The sequence below is a fragment of the Oceaniovalibus sp. ACAM 378 genome, from assembly GCF_008085915.1.
Classification (GTDB): Bacteria; Pseudomonadota; Alphaproteobacteria; order Rhodobacterales; family Rhodobacteraceae; genus Oceaniglobus.
Map to the genome: position 1 here is coordinate 118,403 of NZ_VSJK01000005.1, position 14,286 is coordinate 132,688.

At 58.0% G+C, this 14,286-nt stretch carries 13 protein-coding genes and 1 riboswitch; of the genes, 1 reads left to right on the plus strand and 12 read right to left on the minus strand.

Annotation, left to right across the window (positions count from 1 at the left end):
- Position 1: 1 nt before the first annotated feature.
- The 9 genes from nrdE to argE all read right to left on the minus strand — a co-directional run bounded on the left by nrdE (position 2) and on the right by argE (position 9,682).
- Positions 2-2,128, minus strand: a complete 2,127-nt coding sequence (gene nrdE / locus FQ320_RS08145; RefSeq protein WP_148471221.1) for a class 1b ribonucleoside-diphosphate reductase subunit alpha — start codon at positions 2,126-2,128, stop codon at positions 2-4.
- Complete coding sequence (gene nrdI / locus FQ320_RS08150; RefSeq protein ID WP_148471222.1) at positions 2,110-2,526, minus strand: class Ib ribonucleoside-diphosphate reductase assembly flavoprotein NrdI; 417 nt, start codon at positions 2,524-2,526, stop codon at positions 2,110-2,112. Before nrdI ends, nrdE begins: the two co-directional genes overlap by 19 nt.
- 6 nt (positions 2,527-2,532) lie before the next feature.
- On the minus strand, positions 2,533-2,754 hold the full coding sequence (gene nrdH, locus FQ320_RS08155; RefSeq protein ID WP_148471223.1) for a glutaredoxin-like protein NrdH: 222 nt from the start codon (positions 2,752-2,754) through the stop codon (positions 2,533-2,535).
- A gap of 102 nt (positions 2,755-2,856) precedes the next feature.
- Positions 2,857-3,050: riboswitch (cobalamin riboswitch) on the minus strand.
- A gap of 110 nt (positions 3,051-3,160) precedes the next feature.
- Positions 3,161-3,910 carry an alpha/beta fold hydrolase gene (locus FQ320_RS08160; RefSeq protein WP_148471224.1) on the minus strand — a complete coding sequence of 250 codons (750 nt, stop codon included), beginning with the start codon at positions 3,908-3,910 and terminating at the stop codon, positions 3,161-3,163.
- A complete protein-coding gene (locus tag FQ320_RS08165) occupies positions 3,907-5,316 on the minus strand; it encodes an amidohydrolase family protein (RefSeq protein WP_148471225.1) in 1,410 nt (469 codons plus the stop codon). Before FQ320_RS08165 ends, FQ320_RS08160 begins: the two co-directional genes overlap by 4 nt.
- Positions 5,317-5,331: 15 nt before the next feature.
- Positions 5,332-6,654 (minus strand): TRAP transporter large permease, encoded by a 1,323-nt coding sequence (locus FQ320_RS08170; protein WP_148471226.1) that lies wholly within the window; start codon positions 6,652-6,654, stop codon positions 5,332-5,334.
- Positions 6,655-6,656: 2 nt separating this feature from the next.
- Positions 6,657-7,175: a TRAP transporter small permease subunit gene (locus tag FQ320_RS08175; protein ID WP_148471227.1), complete on the minus strand. Its 519-nt coding sequence runs from the start codon at positions 7,173-7,175 to the stop codon at positions 6,657-6,659.
- A 91-nt stretch (positions 7,176-7,266) separates the two neighbouring features.
- Positions 7,267-8,313 (minus strand): TRAP transporter substrate-binding protein, encoded by a 1,047-nt coding sequence (locus tag FQ320_RS08180; RefSeq protein ID WP_148471228.1) that lies wholly within the window; start codon positions 8,311-8,313, stop codon positions 7,267-7,269.
- Positions 8,314-8,521: 208 nt separating this feature from the next.
- Complete coding sequence (gene argE / locus FQ320_RS08185; RefSeq protein WP_148471229.1) at positions 8,522-9,682, minus strand: acetylornithine deacetylase; 1,161 nt, start codon at positions 9,680-9,682, stop codon at positions 8,522-8,524.
- Between the two features lie 174 nt (positions 9,683-9,856).
- Between argE and FQ320_RS08190 the strand changes: the two genes are divergently transcribed.
- A complete protein-coding gene (locus FQ320_RS08190) occupies positions 9,857-10,795 on the plus strand; it encodes an N-carbamoyl-D-amino-acid hydrolase (protein WP_148471230.1) in 939 nt (312 codons plus the stop codon).
- 191 nt (positions 10,796-10,986) lie between these two features.
- Here FQ320_RS08190 and FQ320_RS08195 read toward each other — a convergent pair whose 3' ends face one another.
- The 3 genes from FQ320_RS08195 to FQ320_RS08205 all read right to left on the minus strand — a co-directional run bounded on the left by FQ320_RS08195 (position 10,987) and on the right by FQ320_RS08205 (position 14,153).
- A complete protein-coding gene (locus tag FQ320_RS08195; protein WP_148471231.1) occupies positions 10,987-11,547 on the minus strand; it encodes a YcjF family protein in 561 nt (186 codons plus the stop codon).
- A gap of 406 nt (positions 11,548-11,953) precedes the next feature.
- Positions 11,954-13,282: an ABC transporter substrate-binding protein gene (locus FQ320_RS08200; RefSeq protein WP_148471232.1), complete on the minus strand. Its 1,329-nt coding sequence runs from the start codon at positions 13,280-13,282 to the stop codon at positions 11,954-11,956.
- A gap of 4 nt (positions 13,283-13,286) precedes the next feature.
- Complete coding sequence (locus FQ320_RS08205) at positions 13,287-14,153, minus strand: prohibitin family protein (RefSeq protein WP_148471233.1); 867 nt, start codon at positions 14,151-14,153, stop codon at positions 13,287-13,289.
- Between the last annotated feature and the right edge of the window lie 133 nt (positions 14,154-14,286).

The window sequence follows — 14,286 nt, forward strand, 5'->3', positions numbered from 1 at the left end:
CTCACAATGAACAGGAAACGCAGCCTTCGACCTCGGTCCCTTCAAGGGCGGTCTGTCGCAGGCGGATGTAATAGATCGTCTTGATCCCTTTTTTCCACGCATAGATCTGGGCGCGGTTGATGTCGCGTGTGCTGGCCTCGGCGGGAAAGAACAGCGTCAGGGACAGGCCCTGATCCACATGTACCGTCGCGGCTGCATAGGTGTCGATGATCGCCTCGGGGCCGATCTCATAGGCATCGCGGTAGAATTCAAGGTTGTCGTTGTTCATGAAGGGCGCGGGGTAATAGACGCGGCCGATCTTGCCCTCTTTGCGGATCTCGATCTTCGACACGATGGGGTGGATCGAAGAGGTCGAGTTGTTGATGTAACTGATCGAGCCGGTGGGCGGCACTGCCTGCAGGTTACGGTTGTAAAGCCCGTGTTCCATCACCGATACCCGCAGCTTTTCCCAATCCGCGCGTGTCGGAAGATCCTTACCGGCAAAAAGCGCCGTTACCGCGTCGCTTTCCGGCAGCCAGTCGCGGCTTGTGTATCTGTCGAAGAAACTGCCATCGGCATATGTCGACGCCTCGAACCCTTTAAAGCTTGCGCCCTTTTCGCGCGCCAGAATGTTCGACGCGCGGATCGCGTGAAACGTCACAGTGGCGAAATAGACCGAGGTGAATTCGACCCCCTCGGGGCTGCCGTAATGGATGCGTTCCCGCGCCAGATAGCCGTGCAGGTTCATCTGTCCCAGGCCGATGGCATGGCTTTCATCGTTGCCTTTGCGGATCGACGGAACCGAGTCGATGGCGGACATTTCCGACACCGCCGTCAGCACACGAATGGCGGTTTCGACGGTTGCGCCGAAATCCGGTCCGTCCATCGTCTTGGCGATATTGAGCGAGCCAAGGTTGCAGGAAATATCGGTGCCCATGTGATCATAGCTCAGATCCTCATGGAACGTGCTGGCCTCGTTCACCTGCAGGATTTCAGAACAGAGATTGGACATGGAAATGCGCCCCGCGATCGGGTTGGCGCGGTTCACCGTGTCCTCGAACATGATATAGGGATAGCCCGACTCGAACTGGATCTCGGCCAGCGTCTGGAAGAACTCGCGCGCGTTGATCTTCTTTTTGCGGATCCGCTTGTCGTCGACCATCTCGGCGTATTTCTCAGACACCGGAACTTCCGAAAACGGCAGCCCATAGACACGTTCGACGTCATGGGGCGAGAACAGATACATATCGTCGTTATTCTTGGCCAACTCAAAGGTGATATCGGGAATCACCACGCCAAGGCTCAGCGTCTTGATGCGAATTTTCTCGTCGGCATTTTCGCGTTTGGTATCAAGAAACCGCAGGATGTCAGGGTGATGCGCGTTCAGATAAACCGCGCCCGCCCCCTGTCGCGCACCAAGCTGGTTGGCATAGGAGAATGAATCCTCAAGCAGTTTCATCACCGGAATCACGCCCGACGACTGGTTCTCGATGCCCTTGATCGGCGCGCCATGTTCGCGCAGGTTGGTCAGCATCAAGGCCACGCCGCCGCCGCGTTTCGACAGTTGCAGTGCAGAATTGATGCTGCGTCCGATGCTCTCCATGTTGTCTTCCAGCCGCAGCAGGAAACAGGAAATCAACTCGCCCCGGCTTTGCTTGCCGGCGTTAAGGAAGGTCGGCGTCGCGGGCTGAAACCGGCCCGAGAGGATCTCTTCCATGAAACCCAGCGCCTGATCGCAGTCGCCCCGCGCAAGCGTCAGCGCGACCATGACCACGCGATCCTCATAGCGTTCGAGAAACCGTTTTCCGTCGCGGGTTTTCAACGTGTAGGAGGTGTAATATTTGAACGCGCCCAGAAATGTGGGAAAGCGGAATTTATATGCAAAGGCGGCGGCCCAGATCTGATGCAGGAAGGGCCGTGGATAGGCGTCAAGAACCGCCCCCTCGTAATATCCTTCTTCGACCAGATAGCCCAGTTTTTCATCCAGCGAGTGAAAGAACACGGTGTTCTGGTTCACATGTTGCAGGAAATATTGCCGGGCCGCCATTTTATCAGCGTCAAAACGGATGCGGCCCTCGTCGTCATAGAGGTTCAGCATCGCGTTCAGAGCGTGATAATCCAGCGACGCATTCACACCATTGTCGAGCATTCTGCCCTCCATAATTTATCCAGCCCGACACGAATGCGGGCAATGTCGGTTTCTGTTCCGACCATCTCGAAACGATACAGCACCGGCACGTTGCATTTGGCGGCGATCACATCGCCAGACAGCGCGAAGGTCGCGCCAAAGTTGCGGTTCCCCGCCCCGATCACCCCGCGCAAAAGTCGGCGTCGGGCTGGATCGTTGAGAAAGCGGATCACCTGTTTCGGCACTGCGCCGCGACCCTCGCCATCGGCAAAGGTCGGGCAGATCAGCACGAAAGGTTTAACCGGCTGTGGCATCGGATCGGCAGGCCGGACCGGAATACGATCGGCCTTCAGCCCCAGCGCCGCAACGAAACGCGCCGTATTGCCCGAAAGCGACGAGAAATAGACCAGCCCGCTCATCTTCGTTCAGACCAGTTGGCCGATCATATCCGGGCGAAATCCCGCCCAATGCGCATCGCCCGCCACCACCACAGGAACCTGCCGATAGCCCATGTCAGACACTTCCTGCATGGCCTCTGCATCCATCGTCAGGTCGATGACGCGGTAATTCAGCCCCCGCATGTCCAAAGCACGGGTGGTCGCGGTGCACTGCACGCAGCTTGGTTTCGAATAGACGGTGATCGTCATGCCCTTGTCCTTTTGTATTGTAGCAAAGGAAACAGGGGCGCGCAGGTTCCTGACCCTGACAGGGGCACAAACTCAAACACGTCCCCGGGCCCTCCGCCCGTGGTAGTCGTATCGCACTTGGGCAGGTCTCCTGGCTCACGGCTCGATCGCGCTGGCCCGCCTTCCCGGCGCATTTGCACCAGTGGTTATCGGACCATCGCTTGCCGCTTACAGTTGCGGGGGCAGCACCGGTGTTGCACCGGTTTCCCTCTTAGCCTGCGATACGAGTCGCAGGAACCAAAGCAACTACATATTGCGTCTATGTGACTGTGAGTGTCAATATACGGATTAGGCCGACCGGGGATTTTTGTAGCCCTGTTCGGAATCGGCGGCGCCAAAGCTGGTCATCCAGCCGTCATGAACAGGTTCAGCGGCTGAGCCAATCCGTGATCTTCTGCGCGAAATCTGTCGCCCGTGTCTGCGGGAAGAAATGACCACCATCGGGCAGCACGGTCAATGTGCTTCCCGCCAGCCGCTCATGCAATTCGCGCGCCAGATGAATCGGGACGATCCGATCGTCCTGCGCGCCGATCACCATCACCGGTTGATTGATCCGTTCCATCAACGGCGTGCCGTCGTGGCCCTTCAGCGCATTGATCCGCCTGAGTGTGACGCTCGGGTCCAGTGCGACAGCCGGTACGGGCGGTTTGAAATCATCAAGCGGAACGCGCAGAAGATTACCGAGCACCGGGTCAAGATCCGGGGCGCGGGTCAAAAGTTCATGCCGCAGATCAAACACCGCGCGCATATAATCATCTGCCCGCATCCATGTGCCTGACAGAACGACCGAGTCGACCTGTTGCGGATGTGCCGCCGCCATGTGTTGCGCAATGGCGCCGCCGGTCGAATGGCCAACAACCGCAAAGGGTTCATCGCCGAACACGCTTTGCGCCACGGCAAAGGCATCGGCGGCGAGCGTTTCGATAGTCCACTCTGCACCATCATCCGGCGTCGCGCCGCACGCCTTCTGATCGAAGACCAGCACGGAGAATTGCGCAGACAGTGTGGTGGTGATGCCATCCCAGAATCGCGCCTGTCCGTTCAGCCCTGAAACCATCAGAACCTTGCGCCCTTCTCCCGACAAGCGGTGAAAGATTCCGTGCGTTTGCGCGGTCATGCTGCTCTCCCGGGGATCATTGAACCGGGCTCGGCGATCAGCACATCCATGCCCATGGCGCGCACGTGTTCGGCGCCTTCGGGTGGGACCAGCATCCGACTGCTCCGGCCCAGCACCTGCCCATCCGCAAGAATCGGTTTGCCATGGGCAAAGCTTGCCACCGGCGTCAGCCGCGCCAGATCAATCACCGTCACATCGCCATCAGCACCCACGCCAAGATGCCCCTTGCGTGCCGACAGGCCCAGAACCCGCGCCGGGTTCATGCTGGTCTTGATGACGAAACCCTCCATGCTCAGCGCGTCCAGATGCACAAGGCCCAGACCGCGCGAACACAGGTCATTCCGGGGAATACCCCCGCCATCGGTTGCCAGTCCATCAATCGCATAGCTGCCATCCGCGCGCCGGGCCGTCGCCAGATGCAGGCGCGGCTCGGGCGGGTTGGCGTAAAAGCTGATGCCGATATCGGATTCGGCAGCCTGCCATGCAAGCAGCCCTTCGGGGCCACCTTGCAAGTGGTTGATACCGTCCTTCAGCACATGCACCATGGCCCAACCATCGCGGATCGCCTGCGCCAGACCTTCCTTGCTTGCCTCGAAGCCGCCGCGTTCCAGATTGCGCTGGGTGGCAACCGCTTCGGGCACGCCATTGGCGCATTTGCCCGAATTGCCGTTGATCGGCGCGAGATAGGATTCTGACCAGATGTTGGGATGACGGCCAAGCATTTCGATGGCGTCTTCCGCCTCGATCAGCGCCGAACCGTCAAGCCCGCGCGTATAGCTGTTGATATGCGGCAGATGCAGCGGATTGCCCGCCGCCAATTCACAGGACTGGCGCATCCCGTCGACATTCTGAGGCGTGTCGACAGTACCGGAATGGAAGGCAACATAGGCGCCCTCGTCCGCCGTCACCTGCATGACCCGGCCCGAGGCCTCGGCACTGAGCGGGAAGTGCCCGCCGAGGATTTTCAGGCCGATGGCGCCTGAAGCGCGGGCGCGGGCCAGCGTATCGCGCAACTCTGCCATGCCGGGATTGACGGATTCCACAGTATGACCCGGCCGCACATAATCGATGCAGGCGATGGTCAGACCGCAGCCCTGTTCGGCGGCAAATCGGGTCACACCGTCAATCGGTCCGGCCATGTCCAACGCGCAGGTCACGCCGGCGAGCGCCAGCATCCGGTGCCCCGCCGCGCCGCCCAGCCATGGCGACAAATGCACGTGGGAATCGATGATGCCCGGCATGACCACCATGCCTGTAACATCCCGCTCGATCTTTGCGCGCCCGGTCACATCGCCGACCTGCGCCACCTTGCCATCGGCAATCGCCAGATCGGCCACCCGGTTCACACCATTGGCCGGGTCAACGATCAGGCCGCCCCGCAGAATGACATCATATTCCATTGGCATGGCTAAGCTCCGTCGTCAGTTGAACATCATGTTGGGCAGGAAGGTCACGATCCCCGGCACCGCGATCAGCAGGATCAGGACAACAAGGTCACAGAGGATGAAGGGCATAACCCCTTTGTAAACATGCTCCACCCTGACATCTTTGCCGGCCGACCCCGCCAGACTGAAGGCGTTGAGCCCGACCGGCGGCGTCACCCCCGCAATCTCGTTCATCTTCATCGCGATGACGCAGAACCAGATCGGATCATAGCCAAGGTTGACGACGATGGGGAACAGGATCGGCAAGGTCAGCGCAAAAACCGCCGTCTGCACGATCAGCATGCCCAACACGAACCATGTCAAAAGGATCAGGGCGAGAATGAAGTGGCGGTGAACCTCCCAGCTCTCAAGGAACAGGGTCAGGTGGTATGGGATCCGCGACAGACCCAGAAAGCGGCTGAAAAACAACGCACCGACAATGATGAAAAACAGCATCGCGGTGATTTCAGCGGATTCGCGCAGAGCGCCGCGAAAGGTTTCAAAGTGGCGCAGCGGACCGTTGGCCAGACCGAAAACCAGCGTGCCGATTGCGCCGATGGCCCCGGCTTCTGTCGCGGTGAAAAACCCGGCATACATGCCGCCGATGACAATCGTTCCCAGCAGTGCAATCTGCCACAACCCGCCAAGTGCGCGCACCCGCTGGACTGGTGTCACGGATTTCTCTTCGTCCAGCATAGGCGCAAGTGCGGGGTTCGTCTTGGCCCGCCAGTACATCGAAATCGCATAGACGGTGGCGGTGATGACGCCGGGGACGATCCCGGCCATGAACAGGCGGCCGACGGAGGTCTCGGTAAAGATCGCGAACAGGATGAACATGCCGCTGGGCGGGATCATGCTGGCGAAAGTGCCCGAACAAGCAATGGACCCCAGAGCAAAGCTGCGATCATAGCCATAGCGGCGCATTTCAGGATAGGCGATGCGGCCAAAGACACTGGCTGTGGCCAGTGACGAGCCGCAGATTGTGGCAAAGGCGGCACTCCCGAACGAGGTGGCGATGGCGAGCGATCCGGGAATCCCCGCCGCGACCTTGTGGATCGACTTGTAGGCCTGTTCAGCAAACCCGCTGGCCGCCGCGAAGGCACCCATCAACACGAACAGCGGCAGCACCGTATAGGTTGGCGTCGCGATGGCCGAATACATCGTCTCGCCGACCAGTGACAGCGCCGCCTTTGAGTTCAGCAGAATTGCGACACCGCCAAAGCCAACGAGCAAAAAAGTCACCGCCAGATGCATGCCCAAAAGCAGCAGCGCCAGAAAGGCGACAATGGCGCCAATACCGACAATCGTAAAAAAATCCATGTTCAGGCGTCCCCGGTTTTGGTTGTGGGATCATCTGACCCGGCGCGGACAACGGTGCGAACCCCTTGACCGACATTGATAATAATTTGAACTAGATAAAGCGAAAGCCCGACAACCATCACGAACTTGACGGGCCAGACCAGCAAGGGCGTTGGCCCGGCGATTGCCTGCCGTTTGGAAAAGGACACCCCGGCGTTGATATAGACCGCATAGAGCACCACCGCCATTGTCCCGACAACCAGCAGATACATTGCCAGATCGACGATTGCGGCAGAGCGGGGCGACAGCTTGTCAAGGATCAGCTCGACCCGAACGTGGGCCTTCATCTTTTCGGCATAGGGCACGCCCAGATAGACGATGGCGATCATCACGAACATCGCACTTTCCGACACACCATAGATCGGCGTTCCCGTGGCGCGACTGATCAGATCGACAAGGATCAATCCCATCACGATCAGCAGCATCCAGCCGCAAAGTTCGGCCAGAATGTTGGTGAAAAAATCTATGACTTTGCCGAGCATCGGGCTCTCCGTTCAGGGTGGGGAAATCCCGCGCCGGATCGTCAGGATCCGGCGCGGGACAATCATTCAAAAACTACGTTAGCCGGTCCGATCAGCGATTGATCGCTTCACCAACAACCGTTTGGAACTGCTCAAGAATTGCTTCCGGATCAGCGACGCCTGCGGCCTTGGCTTCCTTGGCCCAGGTCTCGCGATTGGTCTGGACTTCGGGCAGATTTGCCATGGTTTCGACGTCAGCGTCTGACGCCATCACGATCGAATAACCAGCCTCTTTTTGCGCTGCGAGGATGTCTTCGATCTCTGTATCCCAGACCGAGGAGAACCTCTCACGCGCCGCTTTGGCGGCTGTGGCAAACGCCGCTTGCTGTTCAGGAGACAGTGCCTGAAATTTATCTTCGTTGATCGTGATGATAAACGGCAGGCCCAGCCACAGGTCAGGCATAAAGAAAATGTTCTGGGCGGCTTCGTCCAGGCTGGAGCGGTGAATTCCGTCGATGTTGGTAAAGACACCGTCGATGGCTCCGGTTTGCAGCCCCTGATAGACATCGCCCCAAGGCATTGAAACCGGCGTTGCGCCTGCACCTTGCAGCAGGTTCAGATACCAACGGCTGGCGGCACGCACCCGCAGATTTTTCATGTCCTCAACGCTGTTCACCGGCGATTTGAACGCGCCGGCAAAGGGCGTCACACCATAGGCATAGACGATGCGCTGGCCCTGATTTGCATATTCCTCGTTGAGTTCGGGCACGCGCTCGAACATCTGGTCGAAGGCCCACGCGATGCTTTCATAGTTCGACGGACCCTGTGGAAACAGGTTGTACGCGCTGTTGATCAAAAGCTGGTTCGGATAGTAGTTTGCGTTGATAAAGCCCATATCGGCCACACCGTCGCGCACACCGCCCAGAATTTCCGAGCCTTCCAGCAGCGACGAGCCCCAATAAGGCACAATACCGATTTCGCCGTTCGAGGCTTTGGTCAGTTCTTCAAGAAAGATCGACTCTGCCTCGCCGCGCATGTTGTTGGGCGGAGTATTGGTGGCAAAGCTGAGTGTGACGTCCTGCGCCATGGCGGCGGTTGCTGTGGTCAGGCCAAACGCCAGCAGTGGCACGGCAAAACGCGCCGTTGAAATAAAGTTCATGTGAAGTTTCCTCCTTGGTGGCGGACATCTCGTCCGCACAATTCTGGGAAGATAGTCGGATGCCCCGTAAAAAGCCTCGGACTGCTCAGATGGATGTCGGCCCGGAACCGGACCTGAAAATGCGTGTTGCTTCCCTCGCCCGCACCGAACCGACTCTTCGGCTTGTCGTCAATACTTTTACTAATTTTAATTTTCAGTGTGGTCCGGCCTACTTGCCTGCAATCGAGGCAAGAATCCGCGACAGCATCTCGTCGCAGCGACGCAGCTCTGACGCCTCGATGAATTCATCGGGCTTGTGGGCCTGGTCAATCGAACCGGGGCCACAGACGACGGTTTGCACGCCAGCCTTGGAAAAATGGCCTGCTTCGGTGCCAAAATCCACTTTGCCCGCATTGCCCTTTTGATCAAGGAAGCCGCTGATCCAGCCGACAATTTCAGAATCCGCGGGCGTTTGCAGTGCCGGATAAGCGTTGCTCTGTTCGATCTCGATGTCAGCCTGTGTGTGATTTTCGCGCGCCTCACCGACAATCTTGTCTGCGCTCTTGCGCAATTCCTCGATGATCGGACCGGGTGCGTCCTGTGGCAGGTGGCGCAGTTCAAAATCAATCACGGCACTGTCCGGAACGATGTTCAACGCACTGCCACCGCTTAACTTTCCGACATGGAGAGTCGAATAGGGCATCGGAAATTCGTCGTCGTGCGCACCATTTTGACGCAGATCGTCCTGCATCGTGCGGATCGTCTGGATCAGATCCGTGGCCAGATGCAGCGCATTGATAAACTTTGGAGCCAGGGAGGAATGCCCCGCCATGCCCGTGCAACGCGCTTGCAGTGTTACCTTGCCCTTATGTTCGGTGATCAGCTTCATTTCTGTCGGTTCGCCGATGATGCAAACCCTTGGCAAGCCGATGGTCGGCTGCAACTGGTCAATCATATGGGCGATGCCAAGGCAGCCGACTTCCTCGTCGTAAGAGATCGCCAGCTTGAACGGTTCGCGCAACTCGAGTCGCGAGGCCCGGTCCGCCGCAGATAAGGCGCAGGCCAGAAACCCCTTCATGTCACAGGTGCCACGCCCGTACAGGCGCCCGTCCCTTTGCGTCAGCGAAAACGGATCACTGCTCCAGTCCTGACCGTCGATCGGCACCACGTCGGAATGCCCAGAAAGCATCACCCCACCCGTCCCTGGCCCGATGCTCGCGAATAATCCGGCCTTGGTGCCGGTCGAATCGAGCACCCGGTGGCAGTCAAAGCCGCGCTCCTCCAGATAGGTCTGGACCCAGTCGATCAATGCCAGATTGCTGTCGCGGCTTACGGTCGCAAACCCGATGAGCTTTTCAAGGAGTTCGATCGTCAATGTGTTTTCTGTCACCAAGCTGTCCTATCTGCTGAGCGGCCGATAAAACATCTCGATCAACGCAAGACCAGTCGAATCGCCGTATGGCACCAGTTTTTCTGCAACGGATCGAAATGGCAGACACCGGGTTCCAAATGCCGTTGAAATATCTGATATTGTGCCAAAGTGAATTTGGTGGAGAGACGTGAAATGAGCCGTGTAATCAAGGTGGGTGGTGCGCAACTGGGGCCGATTCAACGTGCCGAAAGCAAGGAATCCGCAGTCGCCCGGATGGTCGCATTGATGGAGCAGGCACATCGGGAAGGCTGCACTTTTGTCGTGTTTCCCGAGCTGGCGCTGACGACGTTCTTTCCGAGATATTACGTCGAAGATCCCACCGAGTTCGCGAAGTTCTATGAGCGCGAAATGCCCAATCCGGTCACTCGCCCGCTGTTCGAGAAATCGGCCGAATACGGCATCGGCTTTTATCTGGGCTTTGCAGAACTGGCCGAGGAAGACGGCAAGACGCGGCATTTCAACAGCTCGGTTCTGGTCGATCAAAGCGGTCGGGTCGTTGGAAAATACCGCAAGGTCCATCTGCCCGGACATGGTGAATTCGATCCAGAACGCAGCTTCCAGCACCTTGAGAAATACTATTTCGAACCGGGTGACTATGGGTTTCCAGTCTGGCGCAGCATGGACGGGATTTTCGGAATGTGCCTTTGCAACGACCGCCGCTGGCCGGAAACTTACCGCGTCATGGCGCTTCAGGGTGTGGAATTCATCGCGCTTGGTTACAACACCCCTTCCGTCAACTCGCAAAGACCCGAAGAGCGCGGAGATGAGCGGATTTTCCACAGCGATCTAACCGTACAGGCGGGCGCCTATCAGAATGCAACCTTTGTCGCCGCCATTGCCAAGGCCGGAAATGAGGACGGAAATCCGCTGATCGGCGGCTCGATCATCGTGCATCCCAGTGGCCGGGTCCTCGCCCGGGCCGAGACGGAAGAAGACGAACTGATCACCGCGGTCTGCGATCTGGACGATACGATATTCTACAAGCAGACAATCTTTGATTTCGCCCGCCACAGACGCCCCGAACATTACACCCGGATCGTTGAGCAGACCGGAGTCATTCTCCCGGATTAAGCGCTGGCGCGCGGGCACACGTCACAAGACAATACAATCAATATCTTGTGACGTGTTCCTAAACCGAAAACCACGCTTACAATCGACAAGGCTTGATTTTGTCGCAAGGGTTGGCACCCTGCGCTCTCGGCAATCTGGCGCGACACCTGCGTTCTTTTGCGCAGTTGATGTGTCAGAGCAGACTGTACAAATCAGCTCGCTGTCTTGGCGGGCTCTTCCTCGTCGGCCTTGACGGCGCTCTTGGCGCGGCGGGCGACGGTTTTGCCTTTTTCGTACTGTTCGTCATAGAAACGGCGCATCTTGGTGGCGTTGAAATCCAGCAGCGTGCCGCCCTCTTCATAATGGTTGGCGATGGATTTCCCGACGGCGTATGTTGACGCGCCGGCCACAACGGGCAGGGATACCATGCCGATCATCCAGCCGATGCCCGGGATCATCTTGGTCGCGCTGGCGGCGACGATATAGCCCGCGCCATAGCCGAACACGCCCCCGGCCAAAGCGAAAATCACCTTGCGGCCCAGATTGTCCGAGAACGGCTTGTCGTATTGTTCGGACAATTTCTGGATCATCCGCAGCTGAATCGCGACCACAGCGGCGATGTCGAAAAAGGCAACCGGCACAATGCTGGCCGCGACCGAGGCAATCACGTAATCCTTGATCAGGTTCTCGGCGATGATGTTCTGGGCGAACTCATGCTGCACGAGCGCTTCGGTGGCATGTTCCGTCGCGGTTTCTTCGATATTGACTGTCATAGAGTTCTCCTGGACTTAAACTGGCTCCAAAGCCGTGAAGGACCTGGAGTAAGGCGTGATCATCCCGCCCTGATCGAGGCCTCGCCACCCTAGCTTCGTGACCGGGCTGCGCAAAGACATTTTTGCAGTAAATTCAGTGGCGATTTCGCAATTCCGACTCTGAGGACCGTTTATCTTCCCGCCGGCGCACCATCCGCTTGGGCGGTTGCGCCGCGAGCAGTGCAATTACCCCCACGAGAGGGCTGAACAGAAACGCGATAAGGAAATTCCCGCCGAATCCGAACCGAGTGTCGCGCCCCAACATTCCGATGATCCAGCTTCCAACGGCCCAAAACAGGAATATCCAGGGGTTTATAAAAAAGGGCATGGCGCGACTTTCATCAGGTTGCGTGATATCCAGCTCGGCCTAGCGGCGACCGATCTGGGGAACCATATCATCGGGAAGCGGTATCGAAAAGGATTTCACGGTGTGGAAATTGCGGCCGTCATGGCGCACGATATAGGCGTCGGTGTCCACAATCGCTCCGTTAATATCGAATAGAAGCGGTCCGGTCACGCCAACGAACGGGTCTTTGAAACGCGAAACCTTTATCGTATCGGCAAGGTCGCGCCCGTTGATGTTGCCATTGCGCGCAATGGCGTCATGCACCAACATCACGGCGTCATACCCAAGCGCCGCTTCCAAATCGGGCAGCCGGCGATTTATCGTTTGATATGCTGCGGCGAATTCCTTTGCCGCGTCCGACGCAGGTTCGGCATCGAAAACCGACACCCCGATAACGTCATTCATTGCCTCATTGCCCACAGCGGTGACCATAAGATCAGAGTAGAGGTATTCCATACCAAGAATCGGCATCTTCAACCCCAGATCGCGCGCCTGCCGGATAAAGCGGGCAGTCTCGAGCGGATCGGATGTGACAACAAAGAACGCGTCGAAATCCTCAGGGCCAAAGCCCGTGTTGTCGAGGATATACAACAAAAGCTGCCCGATGGAGCGGCTGCTGTCGCCCAGATGGCTGCGATAGACGATATCCCCATCCAAATAGGCCGCCGCCTCTTTGAAGAATTTGGTGGTTTCGCGCCCGTATTCAGATTTATCCGACAATAGGACGAAACGTTTCAACCCGTTGAGATGCGCGTATTGCGCCAGCATCTGCGCATTCGCGGCGTTGTTCGGCACCAGCGCAAACACCGTGTCGAGGCTGTGGTTGGTGAATGAGGTTTCGGTCGCATGGGTCGAAAGATACAGCACTTGATTGCGGTCATAAACGGCGCTGGCGGTGATTGCGGCGTTTGATCCGGTGTGCCCGATCACTGCCAGCAGATCCTTCTTCACAACAATTCCGTCTGCCAGCGTCAAAGTTTCCTTGACCACCCGCTCAAGTGGCTTTCGCTGTGTCACCAAGGGCTCGACAGCCAGTTCCAGAACAACCGGACGGCCCAAAATACCGCCGAGTTCGCCATTGATCCGGTCGATGGCCATCATCGCTCCGTTGAAGAAACTGCTGTCGTCATCGTCTCGGTCGTGGACGGCGACGATGCGATAGGTGTCATCCTGCGGGCCGATCAACCAAACTTGAGCAACCGAAGCACCGCGGCCAATGCTACCGCTTCCCACCACGGCCAAAACCGCCGCCACGGCAACAAAGATCGCTGCGAACAGAACCGCGATACGGCGCCAGTGAAACCCCGCGGGTGACAACGCCGGTGCGGCGGGCGCATGTTCAAGCGTCATGCAATCACCTGTCGCCGCCAAGGATCAAAGGCAATCCATCAGGGCCGCTGCCGATCACCACGGTCTTGGAATTGGGCGAAGCCGCCAGATCGCGTGTCGCCTGTATCCCCTGCCAACGCAGCAGATCGGCGGTGAGGCTTTGTTTTATGATGTTTTGATAGCTTCTGATCCCGTCGGCCTCGATTGCCTTGCGCTCTGCTTCCTTACGTTCGATCCCGATGCGGTACTCATAGGCCTTTTGCTCTTCAGAAAGGGTCAGCTTGCGCTCGACCGCGTCGCGCACTGTGGGGGGCAGTTTCACGCTGCGCACCAGCACGTCATCGACGATGACATAGCGGTCTTCGGTGTTGGTAAGGCTGCTCACGACGATGGTTTCAAGAAACCCACGGTCGCTCGTGTACACTTGTTCCGGCGTGTACTGCCCCACCGCGCGGCGCAGCACGGCTTCGGTCTCGGGGAAAAGGATCTTGTTCAGGTAATCAGGCCCCACCGTAACGTGCAACAGCGGCAACATGCGCAGATCGGGCTGATAGCGCACGGCGATTTCCAGCTCGATCGGCAGACCACCCTTGGTCAACATGGTATAGCCACGTTCGCGGGTTTGCAGGCGCACATTATACACCGTCATGACGTTCCAGGGCCAGATGACATGAAGCCCCTCGCCATAGATCTCGTCCATCTCGGTGCCGTTGGACCAGCGATAAAGAACGCCGGCCTCGCCCGAGTGAACGGTTATGACGATGCGGTTCCAGAACAGCCCAAGCCCGATGCCGATGCCGATCAACAGGACCAGAAGATACAGGCGCATCCGCCCCCCGAAGGTTGCTTTCCGGTCGACAAGATCATCCTCGTATTCGTCGTCATAGGTCATCGGGCAAGACGCCCTTCACACACCGCTGGAAAACGGCACTGGGGCGCGTTGTCATACTTCATCTCTGTCTCAAATCTCCCAAACGATACGGTGCGACGGGTGCGCCTGGGCCAATCGTACTGCGCGGTGTTCA

Bases quoted from the DNA above. Each gene is read 5' to 3' on its own strand.
- nrdE (WP_148471221.1), bottom strand. From the start codon at position 2,128: ATGCTCGACAATGGTGTGAATGCGTCGCTGGATTATCACGCTCTGAAC.
- nrdI (WP_148471222.1), bottom strand. From the start codon at position 2,526: ATGAGCGGGCTGGTCTATTTCTCGTCGCTTTCGGGCAATACGGCGCGT.
- nrdH (WP_148471223.1), bottom strand. From the start codon at position 2,754: ATGACGATCACCGTCTATTCGAAACCAAGCTGCGTGCAGTGCACCGCG.
- FQ320_RS08160 (WP_148471224.1), bottom strand. From the start codon at position 3,910: ATGACCGCGCAAACGCACGGAATCTTTCACCGCTTGTCGGGAGAAGGG.
- FQ320_RS08165 (WP_148471225.1), bottom strand. From the start codon at position 5,316: ATGCCAATGGAATATGATGTCATTCTGCGGGGCGGCCTGATCGTTGAC.
- FQ320_RS08170 (WP_148471226.1), bottom strand. From the start codon at position 6,654: ATGGATTTTTTTACGATTGTCGGTATTGGCGCCATTGTCGCCTTTCTG.
- FQ320_RS08175 (WP_148471227.1), bottom strand. From the start codon at position 7,175: ATGCTCGGCAAAGTCATAGATTTTTTCACCAACATTCTGGCCGAACTT.
- FQ320_RS08180 (WP_148471228.1), bottom strand. From the start codon at position 8,313: ATGAACTTTATTTCAACGGCGCGTTTTGCCGTGCCACTGCTGGCGTTT.
- FQ320_RS08190 (WP_148471230.1), top strand. From the start codon at position 9,857: ATGAGCCGTGTAATCAAGGTGGGTGGTGCGCAACTGGGGCCGATTCAA.
- FQ320_RS08195 (WP_148471231.1), bottom strand. From the start codon at position 11,547: ATGACAGTCAATATCGAAGAAACCGCGACGGAACATGCCACCGAAGCG.
- FQ320_RS08200 (WP_148471232.1), bottom strand. From the start codon at position 13,282: ATGACGCTTGAACATGCGCCCGCCGCACCGGCGTTGTCACCCGCGGGG.
- FQ320_RS08205 (WP_148471233.1), bottom strand. From the start codon at position 14,153: ATGACCTATGACGACGAATACGAGGATGATCTTGTCGACCGGAAAGCA.